Genomic DNA, 26,915 nt, shown 5'->3' with positions numbered 1-26,915 from the left:
GTTAAGACGCGTCCGGCGCCAGGTGCGCCCGTATGAACGTCGATGACATCTCCCGGGTCGCCGTACTCGGCGCGGGGAACATGGGCCACGGAATCACCGAAGTCGTCGCACTGGCCGGCTACGACGTGACGATGCGCGACATCGAGCAGGAACTCGTGGACGACGGGTACGAGTCGATCGAGTGGTCACTCGAGAAGCTCGCCGAGAAAGACCGGCTCGACGAGTCTCCCGAGGCCATCCTCGACCGCATCGAGACCGAGGTTGATCTCGAGACGGCCGTCGACGATGCCGATCTCGTCATCGAGGCGGCGCCCGAGAAGATGGATATCAAGAAGGACATTTTCTCGGATCTCGACGCGTTTACGCCCGACCACGCGATTCTCGCCTCGAATACCTCCTCGCTGTCTATCACCGAAATCGCAACCGCGACCGACCGTCCCGACCAGGTCGTCGGGATGCATTTCTTCAATCCGCCGGTGAAGATGGACCTAGTCGAGGTCATCTACGGCGAGCAGACCAGCGACGAGACGGCCGAGGCAGCCTACGAGTTCGTCAACGCCATCGACAAGACGCCAATCTACGTGCAGAAAGATATCAACGGCTTCGTCGTCAACAGCGTACTCGGCCCATTCGGCGACGAGGCCGGCTGGATGGTCTCCGAGGGCGTCGCCACAATCGAGGAGGTCGACGCCGCGATGGTCCACCGGCGCGGCTACCCGATGGGGCCGTTCGAGCTGGGCGACCTCACCGGCATCGATATCGGCTATCACGTGCGCAAAGAGGCCGGCAAGGACGTGCCGCCAATCGTCGAAGAGAAAGTCGAGGCCGAAGAGCTGGGCCAGAAGACCGGCAAGGGCTATTACGACTACGAGGACGGCGACGGGCCGACCTACGAGGCTGGCCAGGGCGAAGATGTCGACACGCTCCGCATCGAGGCACGCATCATCAACGAGGCGGCGAAGCTCATCGGTGACGACGTCGCCACCGCCGACGCCATCGACACGGGCATGAAGCTCGGCGCCGGCTTCCCCGAGGGCCCCTGTCGCCGTGCAGACAAGATTGGGCTCGACGTCGTGTTAGAGAAGCTGGAATCGCTGTACGACGAGTACGGCCACGAGCGGTACGAACCCTCCGACCACCTCCGTGACCTGGTCGAGGCGGGCCACACCGGCGAGGACGCCGGTCGTGGCTTCTACGAGTACGGCGACTCCGGTGAGCGCCACTACTCGACCATCGAGTACGACCTCTCCGAGGACGGGCTGCTCGCGGTCACGCTCGACCGGCCGGAGCGGCTGAATGCGCTCAACCAGGATCTGATGGACGAGGTGGTTCACCTGCTCGACACCGTCGACACGGACGATGTGCGAGCGGTCACCTTCGAGGGGACCGGTGACCGGGCGTTCTCGGCGGGCGCAGACATCACCGGCTTCTCCGGCATCGAGCCCCACGAGAATGAGCCGACGGAGTTCTTCCAGGCGGTCGCGGAGTACCCGCGGCCGACGCTGGCGAAGATCGACGGCTTCTGTCTCGGCGGTGGTCACGAACTCGCACTCGCGTGTGACCTTCGGATCGCCACGGAGAACTCGGAATTCGGCTTCCCGGAAATCGATCTCGGGCTGATACCGGGCGGTGGGGGCACACAGCGGACGATCCGGATGCTCTCAGACGCCCGTGCGAAGGAACTCGTGTTCCGGGGGAACCGTATCGACGCCGAGACCGCCGAAGACTGGGGCCTCATCAACCGGGCCGTCCCCGCTGATGAGTTCGAGGCCACTGTCGAGGAGTTCCTCGATGACCTGCTCACCGGGCCGCCGGTCGCCCTCCGGAAGGCCAAACGGGTGATGAACCGCGGGCGCGATCAGGACATCGACGCCGGCCTCGAGCTGGAGGCACAGGCGTTCGGCCACCTGCTCGGCACCGAAGACATGCAGGAAGGTGCGGCCGCGTTCATGGAGGATCGCGAGCCGGAGTTCGAGGGGCGATGAGCACAGACGCCGCCTACGAGCGGCTGAGCGCCGAACTCGAGCGGCACGACCTGCTGGCGTGGCTCGACATCACCCCTGTCTCGTTCGAGCGCGGTCGCGTTGTGTTCGACGTGCCGTTCGACGAGAAGTTCGCCAACATCGCCTCTGGGACCGTCCACGGCGGCATCACAGCGACGGTCATCGACACGGCCTCGGGGTTCGCCCTCCGGACGACGTTCGACTCGCCGACGGAGGCCAACCTCACGACGACGGACCTCAACACCCGGTACGTTCGGCCGGCGACAGACGACATCCGTGTGGAGGCCGAGGTGGTGCGTGCGGGGCAGAGCATGGGCGTCACGGAGTGTGAAGTGACCAGTGTGCACGAAGGCGAACGGAAGGTGGTCGCGACGGGCGGCACCACCTACCGGCTGTTCCGCGAGGCAGCCGGCGACCGCCATCCGACAGGGGAGTCGGGCGTGGAGGGACGCCCATGAGCGACTCGTACTTCGAGTCGGTGGAGATAGGGACGACCGACGAGACAGGCGGGCGCACGATCACCGAAGCCGATGTGGTGAATTTCGCCGGCGTCTCTGGCGACTTCAACCACATCCACACGGACGACGTCCGAATGGCCGACTCGTCGTTCGGGGAGCGCATCGCCCATGGGATGCTCGTCCTGTCGATGGCGACAGGGCTGTTGTGGCAGAACCGGTCGCCAGAAGAGCGGGATGCAGTGGTCGCGTTCTACGGCATCGACGAACTCCGATTTCGTGCGCCGGCGTTCATCGGCGACCGGATCAGCGTCGAGACAGAGGTGCTCGAGAAACAGCGCAAGCCCGACTCCGCGGGAACTGGGACTGTCCGGTACGGGCTCGATGTCGTGAAGCCGGACGGCACCGTCGTCATCTCCTGTGAGACGGTGTCGCTGCTGGAGTGACTACTCGTAGGCCAGCTGCATTATCCACTGACTGAACCGGTCGGCGTTAGCGTTCACTTCTTCGTCGCCGACAAACGGCGACAGCATGTCGCCGGCCATCAGCAGGGAGAAGTCGAGATCTTCGGCGTTCACAACCGGCTCGATGAGATAGGTGTTGTGACCCTCGTAGACGGTTTCCTCGCGCTCGACGTACCCCTTCTCTTCCAGCGACTCGATAATACGGCTCCCTTTCCGAGAGTCGATGTCCATCTCTTTCCAGAAGTCGCTCTGGTGGATACCGCCCTCACGGGTGATGAGGTCGAGCCCGCGGGCTTCCTCGTCGGTGAGTTCCTCGGCCATATGTGAACTGGGCGGGTTACGCGGTTAAATCCTGCCGTCTACCGCGCGTCGACCGGCTCGAACGGCGTCTCGCAAGGATGGCCGTCGGCGAACTGCCAGGCGTGCTCGTCGCCAAGCCGCACGAGCGAGGCCGACCGCGTTCCGAACCCATCGCCGTGGACACAAACGCCGTACTCGTGGTCGCCCAGCAACTCGCCTGCTGTCTCCAGCCAATCGGCGGCGCTGGCAGCCTCAACGGCCGTCAGTGCGTCGAGCAGCCGCCGGTCGTTGCGCGCCTGCCGGCGGCCTCGGTCGTCACCATCGCCGGGGATGAAGAACGTCTCCGTGCGCTGTGGGTCGGCCGCGTCTGTCGGACCGGATCGCTCGCCACACCAGCCCGTGTTGCCGACAACGTACACGCCCGGCGCGAGCTCGCTCACCGCCAGCGTGCCGTCGTGCTCGATGACGAGCGCCCGCTCGCTGTCGGCCAGGACGAGCTGGAACGGCTCGTAGCGGCGTCGAGACAGTTCCTCGCGCACGAACGCGAGGGCCGCATCGGCGGTGGGGTGGTTGAGCGTCTCACGGACAAGCAGGCCACGCGACCGGTCACCCACCGGGACGTCGCGGGTCCACCGGTTCGTTACGGCTGCGAACACGCCGGCGTCATTGTAGCCGAGCCACGTCCCGCCGGCTTCTTCGTCGCGTGGCGCGACGACCAGCGGCTCCTCGCCGCGGACAGCCGGCGGGGAGGCCGGCCGGTCGTACGACTCGTCGCGGTTGGCCGCGACCGCGAGGTGGTCGTCGAACCGGCGCCACGCGAAGGTGAGCGTGCACACAGGCAGCGGTAGCGGGCCCGCCAACAAAACGGTGGCTACCCGTCTTCGAACAGCGCGCGAACCGCCGCTCGGTCGACAGTGCCCGAAGCTGTTCGCGGCAGCGCGTCGACGGCTCGCCACGACCGGGGACACTTGAAGCCGGCGAGCCGGTCGCGGGCGAACGCCTCGAGTTGCTCCATCTCGTCCGCATCAACGCCGGTGACGGCCGCCGCGACTCGCTGGCCGTACCGGTCGTCGGGAAGCCCAACGACGAACGCGTCGGTCACGTCGGGATACTCGCGGAGCACTGTGGCTACCTCGCCGGGGTCGACGTTTTCACCGCCGGTGACGATGCGGTCGTCCAGGCGATTGAGCACCCATAGCCGGCCCTGCTCGTCGCGATAGCCGGCGTCGCCGGTGTGGAATCCGCCGGAGCCGAAGGCAGCCTCCGTCGCTTCGGGGTCATCGTAGTAGCCCGGCGTCACCGTTGCGCCGTCGACGCGGATCTCGCCCGTCTCACCGGCCGGGAGTTCAGCTCCTGTGTCGTCGACGACGGTCACCTCGGTAAACACGAGCGGATGGCCGACGCTACCGGGGGCCACGTCGGCGTCTGCCGGCCGGGCGGTCGCAACCTGCGAGGCCGTCTCCGTCATCCCGTAGCTGGGGCAGACCGGGACATCTGCCGCGCGGGCTTGCTCGACGAGCCGCTCAGGGGTCGCCGCACCGCCTGTGAGCACGAACCGGAGGTCCGCGAGCGTCCCCGTGTCGACCGCCAGTAGATCACGCAGCATCGTCGGCACGACTGACGTGCAGGTGGCGTCGTGAGTAGCCATCTCCGCGAGTGCTTGCTCCGGGTCGAAGCTTCCCGGCGCCGCGAGCACGACGGCTGTCCCGTACAGCACCGACCGGTAGACGGGCGCGAGCCCGCCCATGTGGTACATCGGGAGCGGGCAGTACCAGCGGTCGTCGGGGAGAACGCCGAGCCGCCACGACGAGGCCGCAGCACTGGCCGCGAGGTTTCGCATCGTCAGCCGAACCAGCTTCGGGTCGCCGGTCGTCCCCGAGGTGGAAAGCAGGAGCTGTGTTTGCTCGGGAGCCCACGAGCAGAGCTCGAACGGTTCGGGGTCGACTTGGGCCAGATCACGGGCGCCCGCGGTCGGGGGATCGAGCGAGACGACCCCGTCTGTCGCGGCCGTCGCAACAGCCTCTGTCTCCGCCTCGCAGACCAGCCGGTCCACGTCCGCCCGTGCGAGTGCCTGCTCCACCTCGCGCTCGGTAAGCCGAGCGTTCACCGGCACGAGGACGGCGCCGACGCGGGCAGCCGCGTGGACGAGGTCGACGAACGCCGGCCGAGTGCGCGCAAGAACCCCGAGGTGATCATCGACGCCGACACCCAGCGCGGCCAGCCGGCCCGCGAGTTTCTCGACGCGCTCGTCAAGCCGGCCGTAGTCGGTCGTCTCGCCCGAACGGGCGTCGATCAGTGCCGGCCGGGTCGGCGTTGCCTGCGCGCGGAGAGCCAGCCAGTCACGCATAGTCCGCCGGTGAGGTCGCCGGGGCATTTCCTTCTTGCTGTGGGACCCGGGCGCGCCCCTCGACGACCGGTGCCGGGTCGTGTCGAGTACCGGCCACCCGGTCACCGGTCGCGAGCCCACAGGGCGCCACGTCTGGGAGTGCAGCCGCCACGTGGACGGCTGCCGCCCGGGCGAGAGGACCATCGACTGTCGTCGTCACCACTGGGTCGACGCCAGCGTCCCGGGCGAGTACCGCTGCTTCGAGCGCGACATCGGGTCCGCCCATCGCCATCGGCTTCAGGACGACGGCATCGGCCGCGCCTGTCGTCAGCACCGTCTCGAGGTCGTGCTCGTAGAGGCCCTCGTCGATTGCAACGCCCACGGGCCCGTCGCGCAGCGTTGCGTGGCCCGCGAGGTCCTCGGCCGCAAGCGGCTGTTCGACGTATGCCACGTCGAGGCTCGCGAGCGCATCGAATGCCTCCGTGGCTGTCTCGCGATCCCAGGCGCCATTGGCGTCGAGCCGTAGCCGGACATCGGGATGTCGGTCGCGAACCGTCCGTACCCGCTCGAGATCGGCCCGAAGCGACCGGGCACCGATCTTCAGTTTCACTGTCTCGAACCCGTCGGCGACGGCCACCCCCACCTGCTCGGCGGTCTTTGCGGGGGCTCCATCGCCGACGGTTGCGTTGACCGGCACGGACGCTACCCGCTCGTCGCGGCCAAGGTGTTGATACAGTGGCCGGCCAGCTTCACTCGCAGCGGCGTCAAGCAGCGCGAGGACGACGCCGTGGCGGGCAGCCGGCGGCAACGAGTCGAGGCCGTCAGGATCGGGCGCGTCCGGCAACTCCTCAAGTGCGCGGCGACACGCCGACAGCGACTCGGTCCAGCCCGCCAGGGGACAAGCCTCTCCGAGGCCGGAAGCCGGCGCCTGGACGGTGACGAGGAAGCCACGCCGCTCGTCGATGTCGCCGGCAGCTGTCGCGAGCGGCGTGGCGAGCGGCAGTGTGAACGGCTCGATGTTCATACGACCGCCAGCCCCGCCGCGAAGAGAACACTGTGGGCGAACAGCAGGCGACCGGCCGTCTCGAGGGCGGGGTTCAGCGCCGCGCCGGACGTTTCTGTCAATACTGTGCGCGCGAGTGACGCCGCGAGCGGCAGCGTCACCAGCGGAAGGAGTACGGCCACTCCGTAACCCGTCGCCGCGAACACAAGCGGTACTACATACGCCATCCCAAGCAGGAGGAGGAACTCGATCCGCGAGCCTGTGTAGCCAAGGAGGACCGCCAGCGTTCGCTTGCCGGCGGCAGCGTCCGTCTCGCGGTCGCGCACGTTGTTCACGACGAGGATACACGTCGAGAGGCCAGCAGCGGGCAGCGCCGCGACGACGGCCGCCGGCGGGACGAAGGCGAGGGGGGCAGGCAGCGGTGGGATCCCTGCGACCCCCGCAACAGCCTGTACGTAGTAGGTACCTGTGACGGCGACCAGTCCAAAGAAAATGAACACGAATAGATCACCCAGTCCCCGGTAGCCGTACGGCGCCGGTCCCCCAGTGTAGGCGATGCCGGCCGCAACCGACGAAAGTCCGATCACGAGGATAGCTGGCCCGCCGACCCAGACGAGATATGTCCCCAGCAGTATCGCGAGCCCGAACGTCGCGTACATCGCCCGCTTGACACGGGCGGGTTCGATGAGTCCGCCCGCGGTGACCCGCGTGAACCCCTCGCGGTCGGGGGTATCTGCGCCGCGGATAGCGTCGTAGTAATCGTTGGCGAAATTGGTGCCGACTTGCAGGAGCAGTGCGCCGATGAGCGCGGCGAGCGCCGGCAGCGGCGCGAACACGTCCGTGCCAACGGCCAGCCCTGTCCCGACGACGACCGGGGCGGCGCCGGCGGGGAGCGTCTGTGGCCGCGCGGCCATCAGCCAGGCGCGGCGCCGTGAGACGGGCTGCTGCTCGCTCATTGGACGATATTGGTGAGGGAGCGACTAAGCGGCTGTGGTTGGCGAACGGATACCCCGTATCCAGGGCACGATGGGTCAGTTACGCGGTCGATTGCCGGGCGCGATGGCGGCTGGAGTCGGCCGTGGCGGCCGCACTCGCCCACGGGCCTCGTGAGACGATACAGGTGAGTGGTGAGTCTTGTAAAAGCGGAGCAGTGTAGCGACGCCGCTCAGAACGTGGGCAGGTTCTCTAGTTCGTCGGGGTTCTCCGCGTTCTCGAAGGCGTGGCGCGCGATAACGCGCTTGTGGACCTCGTCGGCTCCGTCGACGATACGGAACGCCCGTACCGACTCCATGAAGTCCGCCAGCGGCAGCTTCTTCGAGATACCGGAGCCGCCGGTACACTGGACGGCGAGGTCGACGGCCTCTTGAGTGGTGTTGGCGGCGAACACCTTGCTCATGGAGACGGGGATGCGCGCCTCGCGGTCGGAGGCAATCTCGCGGGCGGCATGACGCACCATCGTCCGGACGGCGTGGAGCTTCGTCTCCATCTCAGCGATGTCGAACCGCTGGGACTGCTTTTCTGACAGCTGGGAGTCGAACGCCTCGCGGTCGCACATGTAGGCTTTGGCGACGTTGAGCGCACGGGTCGCCATCCCGGTGTAGCGCATGCAGTGGGTGAGCCGAGCCGGGGAGAGCCGCTCCTGCGCATGGGTGAACCCTTCGTTGAGTTCGCCCAGCAGATTCTCCTCCGGGATGCGGACGTCATTGTATTGGATTTCGGCGTGGCTGCTGTGGACGACCGAGGGCCCGAAGTGTGGCGTCGGCTCGACTACCTCGACGCCCGGCGTATCGGCGTCGACGAGGAACAGCGACGTCCCGTTGTACGGGTGGGCATCAGTATCCGTCCGAGCCATCACGATGAGGAAGTCCGCCTCGTCACCCTGCGTCGTCCACCACTTGTGGCCGTTGATGACCCACTCGTCGCCGTCCTTCTCGGCGCGGGTCTTCATCATCTTGGGGTCGGAGCCGGCGCCAGCCCGGGGCTCCGTCATCGAGAAGCCAGAGGAGATATCGCCAGCGACCAGCGGCTCGAGGTACTCTTCTTTCTGCCAGTCCGTCCCCACCAGCTCGATCGTGTGCATGTTCCCTTCGTCGGGGGCGTCGACCCGCATTGCCGTCGCGCCCAGCAGGGACCGGCCGGCCTCCTCGAACAGCGGAAGCACGTCGTCGAAGTCGTAGCCGCCACCGCCGTGCTCCTCGTCGATCTGCGGGCAGTAGATGCCGCGCTCGCGGGCCTCATCGCGCAAATCCTCGATGACCGACTCCGGAACCGGTCCGTTGCCGAGATACTCCCGCTCGGTCGGGATAACCCGTTCGTCCATGAACTCGCGTGCCTCCGCCGCCAACTCTTTCGCCTGCTCCGAGTCGTGGTACTCCATACCCATCCGTTCGCGCACACCATTGTAAAACAATCGACCGGGTGGTGCGCCGATTGCACGCGCGAACCCCCAACTATTCGTACCCCGAGTGGTAAGCACGGCTAACAATGTTAGGGGTCGCAGCATGACGGGCGACGAGAGCTACTTCCGTCGCATCGTCGACAAGGAGCGGCTGGCGGAGTATCTCGCGGCCGAACTCGGGTCTGCAGACGAGTACGAGGTCCGGCATCACCAGGAGGGCCACTCCAACGAGACACTGTTCGTCACGTGGGGCGACGAGGAGCTGGTGATTCGGCGGCCGCCGCCGGGCGAAACAGCCGAGAAGGCCCACGACGTGCTCCGTGAGTATCGCGTCGTCGACGCGCTCCAGGGGACGGACGTGCGCGTGCCGGAGACGATACTCGCCTGTGACGACCACGACGTACTCGGCTCGGACTTCTACGTGATGGTGCGCGAGGACGGAGACGTGCTCCGCGACGACGAACCCGAGCGGTTCGCCACGCCCGAGCGGCGCGAACGCGTCGGCTACGAACTCGCCGAGAACCTCGCGCGTATCCACGCCGTCGACTACGAGGCCGTCGGACTGGAGCACGGCGACTTCGGCTATCCGCCCGGCTTCACCGAACGGCAAGTCGAGCGCTGGTCGGAACAGATAACATGGGCGATGGAGGTGACCGCTGACGAGCGGGAGGTGTCGGAGCTGTACGAGGTGATGGAGTGGCTCCAGACGAACGTTCCCGAGGACCCGCCGGCGACGCTCGTCCACGGCGACTACAAGCTCGACAACGTGATGTACGGCCCCGGCGACGAGCCTGAAATCGTCGCCGTGATGGACTGGGAGATGTCGACGCTCGGCGACCCGTTCACGGACCTCGGGTGGATGCTCTCCTACTGGTGGGACGAGAAAGACCCCGCTCCGCCCTCGGCCACCGACACGCTCTCGTCGACGTTCATGACCCGCGAGGGGTACCCGACCCGGCGAGAACTGGTCGCCCGTTACGAGGAGTTAACGGGGTTCTCCTACGACAACGATCGGTTCTACCGGACGCTGGCGGTATACAAGCTGGCGGCCCTCGGTGAGATGTTCTTCCGGCGCTATCTCGAGGGGAACAGCGACGATCCGATGTATCCAAAGATGCGCAAAGGCGTCCCAGCGCTCGCCGAGCGTGCGCTCCGCATCATCGACGGCGAGGAGCCGCTGTAAGCCCACTCTGGCAACGGTCGCCTTTGCTGGTTGGCTAAATCTGGCTGGAATGCGTGACGCGGGCCGCACGTCCGTCGCGTCTCCTTCTCCCCGCGTCGATGCCGGGCATGTCGTTGTGCTGTGAGCCCCGGCGCACTTTGTCGGAGGTGTCGAGGCACACGCACACCGGTGCTGCCGGGAGGGGAACCTTTTCTACGCGGCTTGCAGAGCATCACGCATGCGCGTTGCAGCCTTTAGCGAACTCATCGGACCGCCGGACGGTGTCGAGCTACTCGAACAGGACAATCCCACGGCTGGTCCCGGCGAGGCAGTCATCGATGTCAAGGCGTGCTCGCTGAACCGCCACGACCTCTGGATTCTGCAGGGCCACTCTGCGATGATCGAGGGAGATGAACTGCCCTTTGTGTCTGGGCTGGACCCCGCAGGCGTCGTGCGCGAGGCTCCCGCGGACGCTCGAGTCAGCGAAGGCGACCGGATACTGCTGTGTGCGAACCAGACCTGTGGGACCTGTGACCGGTGTCGGGAGGGCCCAGAGAACCACTGTGAGTCGTTCTCGCTGTACCACGGCGGCTTCGCAGAGCAGGCAGCCGTGACCGCCGACCGGCTGATTCCGATTCCGGACAGCCTCTCGTTCGCGGAAGCGACAGCGCTGCCGACGGCGTATCTCACCGCCTGGCACATGCTCCAAAAGGCGGACATAACGGCCGGTGACCGGGTATTCATTCCGGGTGCGACAGGTGGCGTCGGGCTGGCCGGCGTCCAGCTCGCGGACGTGCTGGGGGCCACGAGCGTCGGGACGACAACCTCGGAGTCGAAGGCCGACCGACTCGGCGAGTTCGCCGACGAAGTAGTGGTGGGCCGTGAGCCCGAACAGCTCGTGGCTGCGGCGGGCGAATCAAGTGCCGACGCCGCCCTCAACCACCTCTCGGGAGAGTTCACGAACGTCTGCGGGCGCGTACTCCGGACCGGCGGCCGGCAGGTGGTCTGCGGACGGACGGCCGGCGAGTCGCTCGACCAGCTGTCGGCGCCGTTCTTCCTCTCGCAACAGGAGATCCTCGGGAGCACGATGGGCACCCAGCCGGAGCTGGAGCGGCTCGTCGAACTCGCTGCTGCGGGGACCTTCGACCCGATCGTCGACCGTACATATCCGCTTGCAGAGACCGGCACAGCGTTCGCCGATATGGAGACGCGGGACGCATTCGGGAAGCTCGTCATTACCCCGTAACCGTTTACGGGACCGCCCTACAGGGGGGTGTATGGACACAGTCGCGGCACTGTCGCGGCTTCTCTTGCTCGTGGGGGCAGCTATCTCGGTGGCGACGCTCGTCGTGCTCGCGCGGCCGGCTGGCGGCTGGGGGCGACGGCTCCGGCGCCGACTCCTGCTGGGCGTTCCGTGGGGGACACTCCTGACAGTCGGGCTGGTCGTCGGCTTCTACCTCTTCGTCCAGGGGGGAGTCGACCGCTGGTACGCGCCGGTCGTCATTCCGTTTCGCGCGTGGTCGTACTTTTACCCGCTGGGTATGCTCACGGCGGGGCTGGCCCATTCCGGACCGGCCCACCTGACAGGGAACGTGCTCGGGACGCTCGTCTTCGGCTCGCTGGCGGAGTACGCCTGGAGTCACTTCCCGACGGCCCAGGGCGAACAATCGTTCACCGCCGCGCGAACGAACCCGTTCGTGCGCCTGTTCGCGGTGCCGGCGGCGGCCGTCGTGCTCGCCGTCCTCACGGGCGCGTTCGCACTCGGGCCTGTCGTCGGGTTCTCGGGCGTCGTATTCGCGCTCGCGGGCGTGGCCGTCGTCCGCTATCCAGTTACCGCGGTGGTGCTGCTCGCGGCTGGAGACCTCGTCGGCCTCGTCTACCGATCGCTGCGAACACCGGTCATCGAGGCGTCGGGGTCGGTCGGGTATTCGACCCCGTGGTGGGCCGACATCGCGATTCAGGGCCATGCGTTGGGCGTGCTCGCGGGCTTTCTGCTCGGCATCGTCCTGTTCCGTGCGCGTGACGAGCTTCCGTCGCCTGCCCGCGTCTGGCTCGGCGTCGCCGCCTACGCCGTCTCGCAGGGACTGTGGGCGGTCTATCTCTTCGAGGGTGGCGATAGCTTCGTGCTCTACCGGGCAGCAGGGTTGGGTCTGGTGTTGCTGCTGGCGGCGCTCGTGTCGGCAGCCGCCGGGGCGTCCCCGCGTGCACTGATTGCCCGCATCGACCTCTCGCGGCGGGAGGCGGCCGTCGGCTTGCTTGCCTGTGTGCTGCTGGCGCTGGCTGTCGTCGCGGTGCCGTACAACCTGCTCATTGTCGGTGATGCTGCACCCGACCAGGGAACCGTCGAGGTGCGCGACTACACTGTCTTCTATGCCGAAGATGTGGAAAATCAGTACGTCGCTGCCTACGACCTCCCGTTCTACAACGCCTCGAACGTGACTACGAGCGGCGTCGTCGTCGCCAGCGCCGACCGACAGGTGTGGTGGACCGTCGTGTCGAAGGGCCGGCTGGCGTTCGCCGGCAAGCAACGTGTCCACCTCGGCGGTCCTGGCTGGCGGGACACAGTCGTCGCCAACCGGACCGGCTGGAGCGTCGTCGGCAACCGCTCTGTCTACGCGGTCCGACTCCGTCATAACGACACAGCGACGCTGGCGTACACCTCGGCGTCGGCCCGTGCCGAGCCGACCGTGGCCGAGCGGAACGTCACGCTGGGGGTTGTTGCGGGCGAATTCACCGTCGCTGTCTCCCGCAACGGGACCCGACTCGCCCGGGTCCCTATCCCCGCACGGAATACGAGTGTCTCTGCCGGCGGACTGTCGGTGGTGAACCGGGATGGTTCGCTGTTTGTCGCGCGGAACGGCACCCGGGTGCGGGTTGCCGCTCGTGAAACGTATCGCTAGCTCCAGACGACCCGGAACACCTCGGCGTCGATGCGCCGGGTCTGGTCGTCATGATGGTCGAACTGTCTCGGAAGGTCGAATTCGGCGGCGAACGCATGGGTCACCTCGCCGCCAGCGTCCGCGACGAACGACTCGACGAACTCCCGGCTGCCCGCATTGTGGACAGAATAAGAGACGGCAGCGATGTCGGCAGCAGTCGCGAGGAACCCGCGGTCGGCGTGTTCGTTCCCATCCTGGGCGCCGAACGGCGGATTCATCAGGACGGTAGCGTCCTCGACACACAGGGGCGCCCGTGTGGCGTCGCCACGCACCCATTCGACATCGGCGCGGGCGGCCACCCGCCGCTCGTTTGCGCCGGCGGTCGCCAGCGGCGCAGGATCAAGCTCAACCCCGACGACCCGCTCCGGGCCGCGCAGCGCGGCCCCCAGCGCCAGCATTCCTGTCCCGCACCCGAGGTCGACGATAGTCGCGTCCTCGATGTCGCCGTTGAGGTCGGCAGTGTGAACGATGTGAGCCGCCAGGTCCGGCGGTGTGTGGTACTGCTCTAGCGGCGCACGGGGGTCGTCAAAGCCGGCGACGACGCCGAGTTCGCTCGCTAACCGACGCCGGGAGGTCACGCGACCACCCCCGGTCCGGTCACTCCCCTGCTCATGCACCTTCATACTTGGGGCGAATACAAATACCTTTTCGGATGCACGTCAGACATACGATACTGGCGGGAATGTTAAGCACCGAGGCCGGGAACCATCTGTATGGACTGTCCGCGGTGCGGGACACCGCTGGTTGCGTACGCCCTCGATGGCCGGCAGGCGCTCGGTTGTGAGGCCTGCGGCTACGCGGGTATCGAAGTCGACCACCACGTCGAGCGCCGCGAAGGAGAGACGTGGGCAGAGGCGCTCCGGCGATTCGAGCGCGAGCGAACGCGCGAGGAGACGGACGATCCCGAGCCAGCGATTGTGCGCGTCGACGAGTAGGCTACTCGCTGGCCTCCGCCCCTGATTCGGCCTCGCGGCCCTCCTCCGAGCGGGCTGCGACGAGTGCGCCACGCGCGACAGAGTACAGCGGGTCGTCCACTTTGGAGACGCTGGAGATACTGAACGGGATATCCGCCTGCTCGAACCGCTCCTCAAACAGTTCCTCGAAGCCAGCCGGCGAGGCCGTCCCACCGGTAACCACGACGGGCACGTCGAGGCCCTCCTCGACGTCCTCTTCGTTGACCTCCTCGCTGATTTTCGTGATGACGTAGTCGAGCAGGTTGTCGTAGTAGATGGACAACGCCCCCTCGACACCGCCGGCATCCGTCGTGAAGTCGAGCCGGAAGTCTTCCTCTTTGATTGAGGTGACCTTGTCGACCGTCTCACCAGTCGCGGTGGCCGTCTGGCTGTCAATCCAGTCGCCACCGCGGGCAACCGAGAACGTCATCACGGGCACGGCGTAGTACGATAGACACACGTTCGTCATCCCGGCCCCGAAGGAGATACCGAGCCCCGTGAAGTTCGAGTCGGCCAGCTCCGAGTAGATGACAGCCATCCCCTCGTTAATCGGCTCGGGGTCGTAGCCCATGTCGCCGAGGAACGATTCGAGCGTCTTCTGATGATACAGCGTCGACAGGTCCGAGTCGATGGGGTCGGCTGGCGTCGAGTAGTAGACCCGTTCGCCGGCGGGGTCCGGCTCGCCGAGCACCTGCTCGATTATGAGTTTGATCATCGGGATGGCCGACTGCTCCTCTGAGGAGAGAATCCCCTGCTTCATCGGCCGGCGCGTCTCCTGGTTGAAAATATTGGCAAAGTTGAGGGCGTCGTCGCCGACGACGTATACCTGGTCGCCCTTCCGAATGTGGAGGACATCCGAGCGGGACAGCATCTGCTCGGCCATGTCAGAGTAGTCTATTTCCACGAAGGAGTTCCGCTGCTGTACGAACACCGTGTCGGACCCTTCCTGACGGGCCGAGACGATATTCATCGTGCCGATGTCGATGCCGCGTGCCATACCGGACCGGCGGCGGCGCGGCTATTAAATCCTCCCGCAGCCCCGCGTCGTCACTCCATCCCCAGCCGCTCTTTCAGCTTGTCGACGACACCCGACTCCTGTTTGCGCTGCTGTTCCTCGTGGGCCTGCTGTTCGCGCAGTTCGGCGAGCGCGGCTGCCTGGTCGTCCGTGGTTCCCTCGCTTCGCTCGGCCTTCGGCTCAGCACCCCGCATCGCGTTCAGCCCTTCCACGGCGGCGTCAACGTTCGTCCCCGACGATGTGGTCCGGGTCGCCTCGGTCTCGTCGAAGCCGGACGTGTCGATGTCGTCGACCTCGCCAGTGTCGACCGACAGTCGCCGGCTCACGTCCGTCTTCTCGACGCCGCCCCAGGAGATGTCGGCGCCTTCCATCGCCTCCTCGTAGTCCTGTCTGGCCTGCTCGGCAATCGCCTCTTCGTCGACGGCCGCATCCTCAGCAGCCGTCGGAGTCGCGTCGTCGCCGGATGTTCCTGCGGGACCGGCCGCCGCCGACGCATCGACCGCGGGCCGGCTTCGTTCGACATGGTACGAGACCAGCGCCGCGCCGGTGGCCGCGATGACAGTCACCAGCCCGACAGCATAGACGAGCACGCCCTGCAGCGAGAAGTCCTGGCCCGTCGTCACGTTCCACTGACTCGGATAGACCGTCACGAAGAACGCCGCGGCCGCGAGCGTGACGGCGACGCCAACGCCGGCCGCGTACGATGCGCGTCGGTCCACCGGCAGGAGGACCGTCACGCCAAGCAGCAGCGTCGGGAGGCCGAGCGCTCCGACGACGAAGGCGAGTTCGCGGAGCGCCCACAGCGGGCCGTCACCGGCGACGACCCGCTCGACGCCGAACAGCAGGAGCCCGAGGATGCCGAGCGCGAACCCTCCGATGAACAGCGCGAACCCCAGATAGACATCGAGGTCACGCTCTGGCTCCCCGAGGTAGCGCCGGTAGAGCGCGTCTGCGCGTGCGTCAAGGTCTGGCATAAGCGCTCGTTGCCGCCGGGGGCTATTAGCGGTTGGGCCATGTCGGACAACCGGCTGACAGGCGGTGACGGACAGGCGGCCTAACCGTGCCGACAGTGGGGGTCGCCTCGGCGGATCGGGCGTTTGCGACGGCAGTCACGGCACGGTGGTGAGAGCCGCGTGCCAGAAGGAGCTGTCTCGACGCCCACCCAGTGATGCAGGCCGGCGGTGGCCAGGCAGACAGAATCGATGATGTGGCGTCAGTAGTGCCAGGGGTACTCCGAGAAGTCCGGCTCGCGACCCTCTGTGAACGCGTCTCGGCCCTCTTTCGCTTCGTCGGTCATGTAGCCGAGCCGCGTGGCCTCGCCAGCGAACAGTTGCTGGCCCACGAGCCCGTCGGTGTCGAGATTGAACGCGTACTTCAGCATGCGCATCGCCGTCGGGGACTTCCCGAGCATCTCCTCGGCCCACTCCAACGCGCGTTCCTCGAGTTGGTCGTGAGGGACCGTCTCATTGACCATCCCCATCTCAGCGGCCTCGGCGGCGTCGTAGGTCTTCCCGAGGAAGAACACCTCGCGGGCCCTCTTGTGGCCGACCTGGTGGGCGAGGTACGCGGAGCCAAAGCCGGCGTCGAAGCTCGCGACGTCGGGGTCGGTCTGGAGGAATTTCGCGTGCTCCTCGCTGGCGAGCGTCATATCACAGACCACGTGCAGCGAGTGGCCGCCGCCGACGGCCCAGCCGGGGACGACAGCGACGACGGGCTTGGGGATGTGGCGAATCTGCCGCTGAACCTCGAGAATATGCAGCCGCGGGGCCGATTGGCCGCCGCTATCGCCGCCATCTGCTCCGGTGCCGTCATTGTACTCGTAGCCGGCGTCACCGCGGACGCGCTGGTCACCGCCTGAACAGAACGCCCAGCCGCCGTCTTTCGGCGAGGGGCCGTTGCCGGTGAGCAACACACAGCCCACGTCCGTCTGTCGCTTGGCGTGCTCGAGGGTACGCGACAGCTCATCGACCGTCTCCGGGCGAAACGCGTTGCGCACCTCGGGGCGGTCGAAGGCAATCCGTACAGCGCCGACGTCGGTCGCTCGGTGGTAGGTGAGGTCGTGGACATCGACATCCTCGACCGGCTCCCACGCGTCAGGGTCGAAGAGTTCGGAGACCATACCCTGGGTCCGGCCGGCTGGCGCAAAAACCGGCCGGTCCCGGCCGAGGAGTCTTAAGCTCGGAGTGCAACACGCCGCGCATGGGGTGGACGTACTATGACGTCCTTGGGGTCGACGAGGACGCCGACGCCGCGGGGGTGCAGGCGGCCTACCGCGAGCGGGTCAAGGAGGTACACCCTGACGTCTCCGACCATCCCGATGCTGCGGCCCGATTTCGAGCGGTTCGCCGCGCACGGGACGTGCTCTGTGATCCCGACGAGCGCGCCCGGTACGACCGACTCGGCCACGAACGATACGTCGGTGCCAATCTGGATACGTCAGGAGACGGCCAGAGCGCGCAGACGCACGCAGCCCAGACGGCCGAACGTGGAGAGACAGCTGCGAGTCCGGACGGGCCGACGGCCCGCGAACGAGCGCGTCGCCGGGCGCGACGGCGAGCCAGACGCCGGGCCGACATGCGAGCAAGCGCCGCCGCAGCCTCTGCAGAGGGCGGAGCGACGGCAGGCCAACCAGGGCGCCAGGCGACTGGCGGGTACCGCGTCTCAACGGCCTCGGCGTCGGGGCTGTCGTTCACCGCACAGCGGACGGGACTGGCGGCCGCCTCGATCGTCTGTTATCCACTCCTGCTGGGGGCGGCGTTTCTTGCCCCACTCGGAGGCGGACTCCGAGCCGCTGCCGGGGTGGGCGCGCTCGCGCTGGCGGTGGTGACGCTCACCATCCCGGAGGTAGCCGTCGTCGTCTTCGGCATCCTGACCGTCGGGGCGCCGGTCGTCCTGTGGGGGACAGGCGTCGGACTGCTCTCAATCGTCGGCGTGTTCGCCTGGGCGTTCTGCTGGGTCCCCTTCGCTGTCTCGGTCGCGAACCTGTTCGCCCTCAGGACCTGACCGCCAGCTCCTCGCTGACCCGCTCTTGGAGGCGCTCCCGGATTGCATGGCTCTCGGCAGCATCGAAGGTCACCTCGATAACCTGTGTTCCCTCGCTCTCGACGCTCGCGGTGAACGCCTCGCGGAACCCTTCACGGCTCCCGACGCGGGCGAACTCGAGCCCGTGGAGGTCGGCTGATGGGGCAAAATCCAGCCCATGGGGTGTCCGGAAGTACCCCTCAAACGTGTCGTGGGCTTCGATGGGGAGGAGATGGAAGATACCGCCGCCGTCGTTGTTGACGAGGACGATCGTCGCGTTGAGGTCGAACCGGTCCACCGCTAGCAGGCCGTTCGTATCGTGAAAGTACGCTACGTCGCCGGTAACACAGACCAGTGGGTCGTCGGTCGCGCTGTCGGCGCCCAGCGCTGTCGACGTGATGCCATCGATACCGGAGGCGCCGCGGTTGCCAAGCACCGTCAGGTCGGCTGCCCGGGGGGCGCCAAACCGGTCGAGGTCGCGAACCGGCATCGAGTTGGAGACGAACAGCGTCGACGGATCCGGCGCCAGCGCGGTTGTCTCATGGAGCAGTCCTCCCTCGAAGAACCGCTCTTCGTCGGCGACGAGTCCCCAGTAGTCAGCCTCGACGTTCGCGAGTTGGTCAGCATAGGCGCTGTCTGCGCCGGTGACCCGGCCTGCGAGCGCGCTCGCGAACGCCGTCGGGTCGGCGACGATGAGGTCTGTCGCGGTGAACTCTGCCTCCCGCCACCCGCCCGCCGGATCGATAAGGAACTGTCGAGGAGGCTCGTCGGGTGCGTCGAGTGTGGCCGCCGCCAGCGCCTTCCGGGTCGGCTTCGAGGTCGGCGACGCGCCGAACCGCAACACGACATCGGGCGTCGGCAGCGTGTCGCGCAACGCTGGTGCCCACGCGTCGTAGCCGCCCAGCACCGTCGCCGATTCGACGTGTTCGCCGAACCGGACGCCGGACAGCGGGTCCGCCAGCACCGGAAATCCCGTTGCCGTCGCCAATCCGAGCAGGGCGTCGCGGTCTGGCGTTGGCCGGTCGGCCGGTCCACAGACAATAAGTCCGCGGTCAGCCGCCTCGACGGCCTCGATAATGGCCGCGCGGTCGGCCGCTGACAGCGTCGGCCGCCCGCTGGTCGTGCGCACGAAGGGGCCGTCGCGGCCCTCCGCCGCCAGCGGGTGCGCCTCGAGCCACCCGTCGGGCACCTCGTCGGTCTCGACGGTCGGCTCCAGTGGCTTCCGGAATGGCACGTTCAGGTGGACCGGCCCGGGGTGGGTCGCTGTCGTCGTCGCAACGGCTCGGGCGACGGCCGTGCGGAGCGAGCGCACCTTCCGGTCGGCCGCCTCCGGTTCGGGAAGCGTCCGGCTGTGTCGGGTCGCGTCGCCGTAGATGTCGTGCTGGTCGATTGTCTGGTTGGCGCCGCTATCCGTGAGTTCGGGTGGTCGGTCGGCCGTCAGCAGCAGCATCGGGACCCGTGCCTGGTCAGCCTCGACAACAGCGGGATGATAGTTGGCGACGGCGGTGCCAGATGTGCAGACGAGCGGCGTCGGGTGGCCTGTCTGTTTCGCTCGGCCCAGCGCGAAAAACGCCGCCGACCGCTCATCGAGGTGTGTGAACGTCTCTATATCGGAGTGGTCGGCGAAGGCCACGGTGAGTGGTGTTGACCGCGACCCCGGCGAGAGGACGGCCGCGTCGACGCCTGCAGCGGCGAGTTCGTCGACGATTGCACGACCCCACAGCGTGTTGACGTTCGGGACACTCATTCGAGTTCGTCGAGCATCGGGCGGTACTTGAGTTGTACCTCGTCCCACTCCGCGTCGGGGTCGGAATCCGCGACAATGCCGACGCCGGCAAACAGCGTCGCCGTCTCGCCGGCGGCGACGGCTGACCGAAGCGCGACGGCAAAGGAGCCGTAGCCTGCGGCGTCGAACCAGCCGACAGGCGCAGCGTACCACCCACGGTCGAACGGCTCCGTCTCGCGGATGGTCTCAAGCGCGCGCTCCGGCGGCAGGCCGCCCACCGCCGGTGTGGGGTGGAGCGCCTCGACTAACGATAGGACGTGTTCCTCGTCGGCGAGTTCAGCCGTGATCGGTGTCTCCAGGTGTTGGACGGTCGCGAGCCGGCGCACCGTCCGCTCGCCCGTCGAAACGGCCGCCGCGTACGGCTCCAACTGGTCGCGGATGGTCTCGGCGACGATTTCGTGTTCGTGGACATTCTTCTCATCGGCCATCAATTCGCGCGCGAGCCACTCGTCTTCCGCGGGGGTGTCGCCCCGGCCGGTCGTCCCCGCGAGCGCGCCCGTCGAGACGGTGCGGCCACGCAGGCCGACCAGCCGTTCCGGTGTCGCCCCGAAGAACGAGGGAGTCGCTCCGTCGCCGGCCGGCTCGACAAGGAAGCGGTAGCAGTCGGGGTAAGTATCCGATAGCCGCGCGAGTACGTCGTGAACAGCAATAGGCCGGTCGAGGCGGGCGCGCAGCGCCTGCGCGAGCACCACCTTCCGGAGTTCGCCGGCCGCGATGCGGTCGGTCGCGTCTGTCACCGACTCGCGCCACTCCTCACGGCTCGTCGTGCGGGTGCGTTCGAGTACGGCCGTCGGGTCGGCGGGTGCCGGTTCCGACAGCGACGACAGCCGGTCGACGCTCTCTTCTAGGCGCCGCTCGACGGTCCGGGGGGTAGCATCGGGGCCAACGGCGTTCACTGTGAGCCACGCCCCGTCGGCAGTGTAGGTGACCTGCCGACGCGGGAGCAGAAACTGGGCGCCGGGAAAGCCGTTCCACGGGGACTCGCCGGCATGGTCGTCGTGGAAGGCAAAGCCACCGAACAGTCGCGGGCGGGCGGCTTCCGTGCCGGCGTGAACGTTGCCGTGGTCGAACAGCGACTCGCCGGCCTCGCGGACAGCGGTGAACCGGTCGGTGCCAGTCGCCGTCACCACCGCGGCGGCACCCGATCCGACGACGGTCGGTTCGTCGGGCGCGCTCCAGAAGGTGCGTGGCGACTCCGCGGCCGAAAGGGCCGCACGGACGGACGGAGACGGGAGCCGCGTCGCCCGCGACACGACGCCGGTCTCCTCGCCGAGCGGTTCCATCGCTGGGGAGTTGGGGACCCACCGTTTTATGATTCCCGTTCCCGGCGGGCGGGCCTACGCGTACCGCTCTTCTTCCCACGGGTTCGCCGTGTTCGAGTAGCCGCGCCGCTCCCAGTATCCCCGCTCCGGCTCGGTGAGGAACTCGACACCGGTAACCCACTTGGCGCCCTTGTAGGCGTACCGGTGCGGGGTAACGACCCGGACAGGGCCGCCGTGGTCTGCGGGAAGCGGGTCGCCATCGAGTGCCCAAGCGAACAGTACCTCGCGGCGGGCACAGTCCGCAAGCGGCAGGTTCGTCGTATAGCCGTCGGCGGCGTGGAACATGACGTGCACTGCCTCATCGCGGACGCCGGCCGCCTCCATCACCGTGGGGAACGTGACGCCAGTGAACTCGTTGTCGAACCGCGACCAGCCAGTGACGCAGTGGAAGTCCTGTCGCTGAGTCTCGGAGGGAAGGTCAGTGAATGCCTCGAACGACAGCGACAGCGACTCGTCGACAGCGCCCCAGACCTCGAAGGTCCACGCCTCGCGGTCGACCGACGGTGTCGCGCCTTTCGAGAGCACGGGAAACTCCTCGGTTCGGCGCTGGCCAGGCGGGAGGCGGTCGCCGCCGAACTCTTCGTGGAGAGACGTGGCGTCGTACATACCCGATGTTCGGGCTGACGGCCCGTTAGCGTACCGTTCCGCAGTTGCCGTCCTAACAACGTAAACCAGCCGTACGGAAACAAAACTACGCTGTTCGAAAGCGACAGTTTGCCGTGGCCAAAATTCCCCACTAGTCTTAAATACCCCACCGTCGAATCTTCACGCGAGATGGCCAGGGTCAACATCACCGTGCCCGAGCACCTGGAGATGCAGATCGCCCAGCTCGTAGAGCGCGGGGAATTCGACGACCGCGAGGAGGCGCTCGAAGACGTGTTGTCGGCCGGAATCCGGGCGTACAAGACATCCGGCCCGATGGACGACGAGGAACCGGAGTTCGAGGAAGACGGGATGATGGGCCACGACGACGAGTACGTGTTCTAGCGCGCAAGGCTTATTCGCGTCTCAACGGTACCACGGACATGCACAAGGACGAACTCTTGGAGCTCCACGGCTACATGGTGGAGATTATGAACACGTTCCGTGGGATGGAGGACGTCGACGGCAGCGTCTTCGACCCTTATGACGAACTCGAGGTCACCCCCGATGATGTCCACATGTCGAAAAGCGAGCACAAACATGCCGTCTTCGTCCTCGGCAATGCGCTCGCGGAAGTGATGTCCGACGACGAGTTCTCCGACGCCGGCCGCATCGGCAAGCGGATGCAGGAGCTTGCCGAGGACGCCGAAAACAAGCTGTAGCGGCCCAACTTTTCCTCGGCGAGCCTGTAGGTCGCTGGCGAGACCCGGCGGGACGGATGTATGTACTCCTGCCGAGGGGGGTTGTACGGAGGCCTAAACGCTCCCTCGGTGCGGGTGGGTCGCCCCGTGATTCTGCGTTCGGGCCGCGGACACGACAGCACTGATTAGGGTCCCGGCGGAGGTTCTCGCATGCACGACATCGACCCCGAAGAGGTGGGTCGGCTGGCACGCGCGCTAACCGAGACGGACGCAATCATCGAGGAGATGGACGCCCGCACAGCGGCATCGGGGTTCCCGACGGTTGGCCCGGCGGTGGGCGGCTGGCTTCGGCTGCTCGCGCGAGGGGTCGACGCCCGGCGTGGCTTCGAGTTCGGCTCCGGCTTTGGCTACTCCGCCTACTGGCTGGCCGACGCGTTCCCGCCAGACGGCGAACTCGTTCTGACGGAGGTGGACGCTGACGAACTGGCGGACGCACGTGAGTACCTGCGCCGGGGTGGCTACGCCGACCGCTGCCGGTTCGAGCACGGCGACGCCCTCGAGACGGTCGAACAGTACGACGGCCCGTTCGATGTCGTACTCATCGACAACGAAAAAGAGCGGTACCCGGAGGCGTTTGCAGCCGTCCGTGAGAAGGTCGCTCCGGGCGGGGTCGTGCTCGTCGATAACGCGGTTACCGCCGGCACACTCGACTTCGAGGCTATCCTCGCACATGTCGAAGGCGCGGGCGACGCCGCCGACGCCGCCAGCCGAGGGGTGGCCGAACTGCTGGTGACGCTGCGGGAGGCCCCGGCCTTCGAGACGGCGCTCTTGCCGCTTGGGGAGGGGGTTGCAGTCGCTCGGCGGCGGTAGACGGGTCCAGGCGAGCGGCCGAGGAATCCAAAGCAAGAATCATTAGCGACGGCGCAGAGATGTAAGACGAGATGCCTGGAGGACATACGCAGACGCTCCGACCATTCCTGTGGCGCGCGAGCAAACTCTACCCGGACACCGAGGTCGTCTCGCGCAACCATGACGGGATGTCACGACAGACGTACGCGGAGTACGAGGAGCGCACGGCCCAGTTGGCGAACGCGCTCGATGAGCACGGTATCGAGCAGGGCGACCGCGTCGGCACGTTCTGCTGGAACACCGACCGCCACTTCGAGGTGTACTTCGCCGCGCCGTCGATGGGCGCACAACTCCACACCATCAACCCGCTGTTGCCCGACGAGCACATCCGCTACATCGTTGACGATGCCAACGACGAGGTCATCTTCGTCGACCCGTCGCTGGCCGAGAAAATCGCGGGCGCTGCAGAGGGGGCCGAGGAGTTCGAGGGGGTCGACCTCATCGTGATGGACGACTCGCCAGTCGAGGCCATCGACGGCCCCGTCTACGAGGAGTTCGTTGCCGGGCACGATACCGACTATGACTGGCCGGAGCTGCCGAGTGAGCAGCCCGCGGGGATGTGTTACACCTCGGGGACGACGGGGAAGCCGAAGGGTGTCGAGTACACCCAGTCGATGCTCTGGAGTCACACGATGATGTCCCAGTCGCCGCAGGGCATCCCGATGGAGGACGACGATGTGGTGATGCCCGTCGTTCCGATGTTCCACGTCAACGCGTGGGGGATGCCGTTCACGGCGACCGCGGGCGGCGCCAAGCAGGTGTTCCCCGGCCCGTCGCCGGACGCCGACGACCTCGCGAGACTCATCGAGGAGGAGGGCGTCACCATCACGGCGGGCGTCCCCACCGTCTGGCTGGGGCTGATGGAGTACTGTGAGGACAACGAGGTCGACCTTTCGACGCTCGACCAGGTGATTGTCGGCGGCAGCGCCGCGCCAGAGTCAATGATCCGCTGGTTCGACGACCGCGGCGTCGAGGTGCTCCACGCGTGGGGCATGACGGAGATGTCTCCCATCGGGAGTGTCGCCCACCTCAAGAGCGACCTCGAGGACGAGGACTACCAGACCCAGCTCGACAAGCGGAGCAAGCAGGGCATCATGGTGCCCGGCCTCGAATTCAAGGTGATCGACGAAGACGGTAACCGCATCGCATGGGACGGCGAGGAATTCGGCGAGCTGTACGTCCGGGGGCCGTCGGTGACGAAGGAGTACTTCAAGCGCCCAGAGGCCAACGAAGAGGACTTCGAGGACGGCTGGCTCAAGACGGGTGACGTGGTGAGCGTCGACCCGGACGGCTACATCAAGATCGTCGACCGCGCGAAGGACGTCATCAAGTCCGGCGGGGAGTGGATCTCCTCGGTCGAGCTGGAGAACGCGATCATGGCCCACGAAGACGTCTCGGAGGCGACCGTCATCGGCGTCCCCCACGAGAAGTGGCAGGAACGGCCAGTTGCGTTTGTCGTGCCGACGGAGGGGGCCGACCGCGAGGGCCTCGACGACGAGATACTTGAGCTGCTCGACGAGGAGTACCCCAAATGGTGGCTCCCGGATGCCGTCGAGTACATCGAGGAGGTGCCCAAGACCGCGACTGGGAAGTTCTCGAAGAAGGACCTCCGCGAGCAGTACACCGGCAGCGTGGAACTCCACGAGGGGTCGGCACCGGAGGAAGCCGCTCCAGAGAGCGACGACTAAACGCCCGCCAACCCACCCGCCGTTTCCCGGGGTATTTGGCCGGGCGGTCCCTACGATAGACATGGAACTGCTCGACGAGTCTATCGTCCCGGAGCATGCCCGTGAGGTGAAAGCCGAGGCACGGGCGTTCGCCGAGGAACACATCGCCCCGAACGCCGAGGAGTACTATCGCTCGGGTGAGTACCCGTGGGAGGTACTCGAGGCTGGCATGGACGCCGGGCTCATCGCACAGGACATCGGCGAGGAGTACGGCGGTCGCGGGCTGGACCTCCAGCAGGTACTGGCTGTCGCAGAGGAATTCTACCGCGCCGATGCCGGCATCGCGCTGACGCTCCAGCTGGCGAGCTTTGGGGCCGAAATGATCGAGAAGTACGGGACCGAGCAACAGGCCGAGCAGTATCTCCGGCCCGTCGCAGAGAACGAACAGATCACAGGGCTTGCGGTGTCGGAGCCGGAGACGGGGAGTGACCTTGCGGGGATGGAGACCCGCGCGGAGAAGGACGGCGACGAGTGGGTGTTGAACGGCGAGAAGTACTGGGTCGGGAACGGGGTAGAGGCCGACTGGGTGACGCTGTACGCCAAGACGGGCGATGACGCCAACAACCGCTATGGCAACTTCTCGATGTTCATCGTCCCGACGGACACAGACGGCTACGAGGCCGAACACATTCCTGAGAAGATGGGGATGCGTGCCTCGAAACAGGCCCACATCGTGCTCGATAACGCTCGGATTCCCGAAAAGAATCTCGTCGGCAACGAGGGAGCTGGCTTCTACATGCTGGCGGACTTCTTCAACAACGGCCGAATCGTGGTCGGCGGGCACGGGCTCGGGCTCGCGGCCGCCGCAATCGAGGAGGCCTGGGAGTTCGTTCACGGTCGCAACGCCTTCGGCCGGCAAATAAACGAGTTCCAGGCGGTCCAGCATATCCTCGCGGACATGCGCATGGAGTTTGAGGCAGCCCGGGCGCTCAACTGGCGAGCCGCCGAAAAGGTGCAGACGGATGACCACGGCGGCTTCTGGGCGTCGATGGCGAAGGTGAAGTCGACGGAGGTGGCCAACAACTGCGCCGAGCGCGGGATGCAACTCCACGGCGGTCGATCCGTCCTCGTCGAAAACCGCATCTCGCGGGTCTACCGGGACGTGCGTATCCCCGTTGTCTACGAGGGAGCAAACGAGATACAGCGCAACCTCATCTACAAACAGGCTCCCAAGTGAACTACCCTACCCTACTCGCTCACCGTTGCGCGGTTCGCTCCGTGAGGGGAGGGCTTCCTGCTTCTACGACGCGCTTTGCAGATACGGGTGTATCCACAGGGAGCGCAGTCTCCACAGGCGTTTGTTCGGAGTGTCCCACTCCTACATCTTCGAGACCGCGAGAACGGATGTTCCACGCCGCGTTCGCGTCTCTGTCCGCCTCGAACCCGCAGGCGGGACAGGAGTGCTCACGGACCCACAGCGGTTTGTCCGTCTCCACACCACAAGAGGCGCACTTTCTCGTTGTCCCTCTTGGGTTGACCGCCACGAAGTGTGTCCCCTCACGCTCGCAGTTGTATTTGAGCAACGAGCGGAACGTTCGCCACGCAGCAGACGCCGTGTTGCGGCTGTTCGACGGCGACTCCAGCATTCTCTTCACGTTCAACTCTTCGACCGCCACGAAGTCGTACTCCCGAGCGTAGTACGCCGAGAGCTTGTGCAAGAAGTCACGGCGCTTCCGTCGGAGGTCGGCGTGACACTCCGCGACTCGACGCCGTTGCTTCTCGTAGTTGTTCGACCCGTGCTGTTTGCGCGAGAGCTTCCGTTGCTCGCGCTCCAAGCGGTCGCGTTCGTCTGAAAGGTCGAGCGACCCGACCGCCGTGCCGTCGGTGTCGTGGGCGTACTTGAGAATCC

At 66.7% G+C, this 26,915-nt stretch carries 27 protein-coding genes; 13 read left to right on the top strand and 14 right to left on the bottom strand.

Going from position 1 to position 26,915, the window contains the following annotated elements:
- Positions 1 to 32: 32 nt before the first annotated feature.
- The 3 genes from ABEJ63_RS07950 to ABEJ63_RS07940 are packed head-to-tail and all read left to right on the top strand — an operon-like array spanning position 33 to position 2,904.
- A complete protein-coding gene (locus tag ABEJ63_RS07950) occupies positions 33 to 1,985 on the top strand; it encodes a 3-hydroxyacyl-CoA dehydrogenase/enoyl-CoA hydratase family protein (protein ID WP_375795825.1) in 1,953 nt (650 codons plus the stop codon).
- Complete coding sequence (locus ABEJ63_RS07945; RefSeq protein ID WP_375795824.1) at positions 1,982 to 2,461, top strand: PaaI family thioesterase; 480 nt, start codon at positions 1,982 to 1,984, stop codon at positions 2,459 to 2,461. The genes ABEJ63_RS07950 and ABEJ63_RS07945 overlap by 4 nt, the downstream gene beginning before the upstream one ends.
- Positions 2,458 to 2,904: a MaoC/PaaZ C-terminal domain-containing protein gene (locus ABEJ63_RS07940; RefSeq protein ID WP_375795823.1), complete on the top strand. Its 447-nt coding sequence runs from the start codon at positions 2,458 to 2,460 to the stop codon at positions 2,902 to 2,904. Before ABEJ63_RS07945 ends, ABEJ63_RS07940 begins: the two co-directional genes overlap by 4 nt.
- Here ABEJ63_RS07940 and ABEJ63_RS07935 read toward each other — a convergent pair whose 3' ends face one another.
- The 6 genes from ABEJ63_RS07935 to ABEJ63_RS07910 all read right to left on the bottom strand — a co-directional run bounded on the left by ABEJ63_RS07935 (position 2,905) and on the right by ABEJ63_RS07910 (position 8,928).
- The gene (locus ABEJ63_RS07935; protein WP_375795822.1) at positions 2,905 to 3,243 is read right to left on the bottom strand and encodes a helix-turn-helix transcriptional regulator; all 339 of its coding nucleotides are present in this window, start codon (positions 3,241 to 3,243) and stop codon (positions 2,905 to 2,907) included. It abuts the gene before it with no gap.
- Between the two features lie 38 nt (positions 3,244 to 3,281).
- A complete protein-coding gene (locus tag ABEJ63_RS07930; protein WP_375795821.1) occupies positions 3,282 to 4,058 on the bottom strand; it encodes an NRDE family protein in 777 nt (258 codons plus the stop codon).
- Positions 4,059 to 4,093: 35 nt separating this feature from the next.
- Complete coding sequence (locus tag ABEJ63_RS07925) at positions 4,094 to 5,569, bottom strand: class I adenylate-forming enzyme family protein (protein ID WP_375795820.1); 1,476 nt, start codon at positions 5,567 to 5,569, stop codon at positions 4,094 to 4,096.
- A complete protein-coding gene (locus tag ABEJ63_RS07920; RefSeq protein WP_375795819.1) occupies positions 5,562 to 6,572 on the bottom strand; it encodes a mandelate racemase/muconate lactonizing enzyme family protein in 1,011 nt (336 codons plus the stop codon). Before ABEJ63_RS07920 ends, ABEJ63_RS07925 begins: the two co-directional genes overlap by 8 nt.
- The gene (locus tag ABEJ63_RS07915) at positions 6,569 to 7,507 is read right to left on the bottom strand and encodes a 1,4-dihydroxy-2-naphthoate polyprenyltransferase (RefSeq protein ID WP_375795818.1); all 939 of its coding nucleotides are present in this window, start codon (positions 7,505 to 7,507) and stop codon (positions 6,569 to 6,571) included. The genes ABEJ63_RS07920 and ABEJ63_RS07915 overlap by 4 nt, the downstream gene beginning before the upstream one ends.
- 209 nt (positions 7,508 to 7,716) lie before the next feature.
- Complete coding sequence (locus ABEJ63_RS07910) at positions 7,717 to 8,928, bottom strand: acyl-CoA dehydrogenase family protein (RefSeq protein WP_375795817.1); 1,212 nt, start codon at positions 8,926 to 8,928, stop codon at positions 7,717 to 7,719.
- A gap of 124 nt (positions 8,929 to 9,052) precedes the next feature.
- Between ABEJ63_RS07910 and ABEJ63_RS07905 the strand changes: the two genes are divergently transcribed.
- The 3 genes from ABEJ63_RS07905 (at position 9,053) to ABEJ63_RS07895 (ending at position 13,011) form a co-directional block, all read left to right on the top strand.
- On the top strand, positions 9,053 to 10,132 hold the full coding sequence (locus ABEJ63_RS07905; protein WP_375795816.1) for a phosphotransferase family protein: 1,080 nt from the start codon (positions 9,053 to 9,055) through the stop codon (positions 10,130 to 10,132).
- A 217-nt stretch (positions 10,133 to 10,349) separates the two neighbouring features.
- Complete coding sequence (locus tag ABEJ63_RS07900; protein WP_375795815.1) at positions 10,350 to 11,357, top strand: alcohol dehydrogenase catalytic domain-containing protein; 1,008 nt, start codon at positions 10,350 to 10,352, stop codon at positions 11,355 to 11,357.
- A gap of 31 nt (positions 11,358 to 11,388) precedes the next feature.
- Positions 11,389 to 13,011, top strand: coding sequence for a rhomboid family intramembrane serine protease (locus ABEJ63_RS07895; RefSeq protein ID WP_375795814.1), 1,623 nt, complete (start codon positions 11,389 to 11,391; stop codon positions 13,009 to 13,011).
- Here the strand turns inward: ABEJ63_RS07895 and ABEJ63_RS07890 are convergent.
- Positions 13,008 to 13,673 (bottom strand): METTL5 family protein, encoded by a 666-nt coding sequence (locus ABEJ63_RS07890; RefSeq protein ID WP_375795813.1) that lies wholly within the window; start codon positions 13,671 to 13,673, stop codon positions 13,008 to 13,010. The two genes, ABEJ63_RS07895 and ABEJ63_RS07890, sit on opposite strands and share 4 nt — an antisense overlap.
- Before the next feature lie 90 nt (positions 13,674 to 13,763).
- Here ABEJ63_RS07890 and ABEJ63_RS07885 point away from each other — a divergent pair, with 90 nt between their 5' ends.
- Positions 13,764 to 13,985 carry a hypothetical protein gene (locus ABEJ63_RS07885; protein ID WP_375795812.1) on the top strand — a complete coding sequence of 74 codons (222 nt, stop codon included), beginning with the start codon at positions 13,764 to 13,766 and terminating at the stop codon, positions 13,983 to 13,985.
- 1 nt (position 13,986) lies between these two features.
- Here ABEJ63_RS07885 and ABEJ63_RS07880 read toward each other — a convergent pair whose 3' ends face one another.
- The 3 genes from ABEJ63_RS07880 to ABEJ63_RS07870 form a co-directional block, all read right to left on the bottom strand.
- The gene (locus ABEJ63_RS07880) at positions 13,987 to 15,000 is read right to left on the bottom strand and encodes a hypothetical protein (RefSeq protein WP_375795811.1); all 1,014 of its coding nucleotides are present in this window, start codon (positions 14,998 to 15,000) and stop codon (positions 13,987 to 13,989) included.
- A 50-nt stretch (positions 15,001 to 15,050) separates the two neighbouring features.
- Positions 15,051 to 15,992, bottom strand: coding sequence for a permease (locus tag ABEJ63_RS07875; protein WP_375795810.1), 942 nt, complete (start codon positions 15,990 to 15,992; stop codon positions 15,051 to 15,053).
- A gap of 239 nt (positions 15,993 to 16,231) precedes the next feature.
- The gene (locus ABEJ63_RS07870) at positions 16,232 to 17,137 is read right to left on the bottom strand and encodes a 1,4-dihydroxy-2-naphthoyl-CoA synthase (RefSeq protein ID WP_375795809.1); all 906 of its coding nucleotides are present in this window, start codon (positions 17,135 to 17,137) and stop codon (positions 16,232 to 16,234) included.
- A gap of 80 nt (positions 17,138 to 17,217) precedes the next feature.
- Between ABEJ63_RS07870 and ABEJ63_RS07865 the strand changes: the two genes are divergently transcribed.
- A complete protein-coding gene (locus ABEJ63_RS07865) occupies positions 17,218 to 18,021 on the top strand; it encodes a J domain-containing protein (RefSeq protein ID WP_375795808.1) in 804 nt (267 codons plus the stop codon).
- Here the strand turns inward: ABEJ63_RS07865 and menD are convergent.
- Genes menD through ABEJ63_RS07850 form a run of 3 tightly spaced genes read right to left on the bottom strand, consistent with a single transcriptional unit; the run spans position 18,011 to position 21,753 of the window.
- On the bottom strand, positions 18,011 to 19,786 hold the full coding sequence (menD, locus tag ABEJ63_RS07860) for a 2-succinyl-5-enolpyruvyl-6-hydroxy-3-cyclohexene-1-carboxylic-acid synthase (RefSeq protein ID WP_375795807.1): 1,776 nt from the start codon (positions 19,784 to 19,786) through the stop codon (positions 18,011 to 18,013). The genes ABEJ63_RS07865 and menD overlap by 11 nt on opposite strands.
- Positions 19,783 to 21,108 carry an isochorismate synthase MenF gene (locus ABEJ63_RS07855; protein WP_375795806.1) on the bottom strand — a complete coding sequence of 442 codons (1,326 nt, stop codon included), beginning with the start codon at positions 21,106 to 21,108 and terminating at the stop codon, positions 19,783 to 19,785. The genes menD and ABEJ63_RS07855 overlap by 4 nt, the downstream gene beginning before the upstream one ends.
- 54 nt (positions 21,109 to 21,162) lie before the next feature.
- On the bottom strand, positions 21,163 to 21,753 hold the full coding sequence (locus ABEJ63_RS07850; protein WP_375795805.1) for a sulfite oxidase-like oxidoreductase: 591 nt from the start codon (positions 21,751 to 21,753) through the stop codon (positions 21,163 to 21,165).
- Positions 21,754 to 21,921: 168 nt separating this feature from the next.
- Here ABEJ63_RS07850 and ABEJ63_RS07845 point away from each other — a divergent pair, with 168 nt between their 5' ends.
- The 5 genes from ABEJ63_RS07845 (at position 21,922) to ABEJ63_RS07825 (ending at position 26,243) form a co-directional block, all read left to right on the top strand.
- The gene (locus ABEJ63_RS07845) at positions 21,922 to 22,134 is read left to right on the top strand and encodes a cell surface protein (RefSeq protein ID WP_375795804.1); all 213 of its coding nucleotides are present in this window, start codon (positions 21,922 to 21,924) and stop codon (positions 22,132 to 22,134) included.
- Between the two features lie 38 nt (positions 22,135 to 22,172).
- Positions 22,173 to 22,451 (top strand): UPF0058 family protein, encoded by a 279-nt coding sequence (locus ABEJ63_RS07840; RefSeq protein WP_375795803.1) that lies wholly within the window; start codon positions 22,173 to 22,175, stop codon positions 22,449 to 22,451.
- Between the two features lie 189 nt (positions 22,452 to 22,640).
- A complete protein-coding gene (locus ABEJ63_RS07835; protein ID WP_375795802.1) occupies positions 22,641 to 23,300 on the top strand; it encodes an O-methyltransferase in 660 nt (219 codons plus the stop codon).
- Positions 23,301 to 23,371: 71 nt separating this feature from the next.
- Positions 23,372 to 25,027 carry a long-chain fatty acid--CoA ligase gene (locus tag ABEJ63_RS07830; RefSeq protein ID WP_375795801.1) on the top strand — a complete coding sequence of 552 codons (1,656 nt, stop codon included), beginning with the start codon at positions 23,372 to 23,374 and terminating at the stop codon, positions 25,025 to 25,027.
- 61 nt (positions 25,028 to 25,088) lie between these two features.
- On the top strand, positions 25,089 to 26,243 hold the full coding sequence (locus tag ABEJ63_RS07825) for an acyl-CoA dehydrogenase family protein (protein WP_375795800.1): 1,155 nt from the start codon (positions 25,089 to 25,091) through the stop codon (positions 26,241 to 26,243).
- Positions 26,244 to 26,262: 19 nt separating this feature from the next.
- On the opposite strand, the gene ABEJ63_RS07820 is transcribed toward ABEJ63_RS07825, so the two are convergent.
- Positions 26,263 to 26,915 (bottom strand): RNA-guided endonuclease InsQ/TnpB family protein (locus tag ABEJ63_RS07820; protein WP_375795799.1); only part of this gene is annotated, 653 nt, incomplete at its 5' end.

The sequence above is a fragment of the Halosegnis sp. genome (assembly GCF_042216475.1).
Lineage (GTDB): Archaea > Halobacteriota > Halobacteria > Halobacteriales > Haloarculaceae > Halosegnis.
The sequence above is the reverse complement of the archived record's forward strand: the minus strand, read 5'-3'. Positions and strand labels throughout refer to the sequence as shown.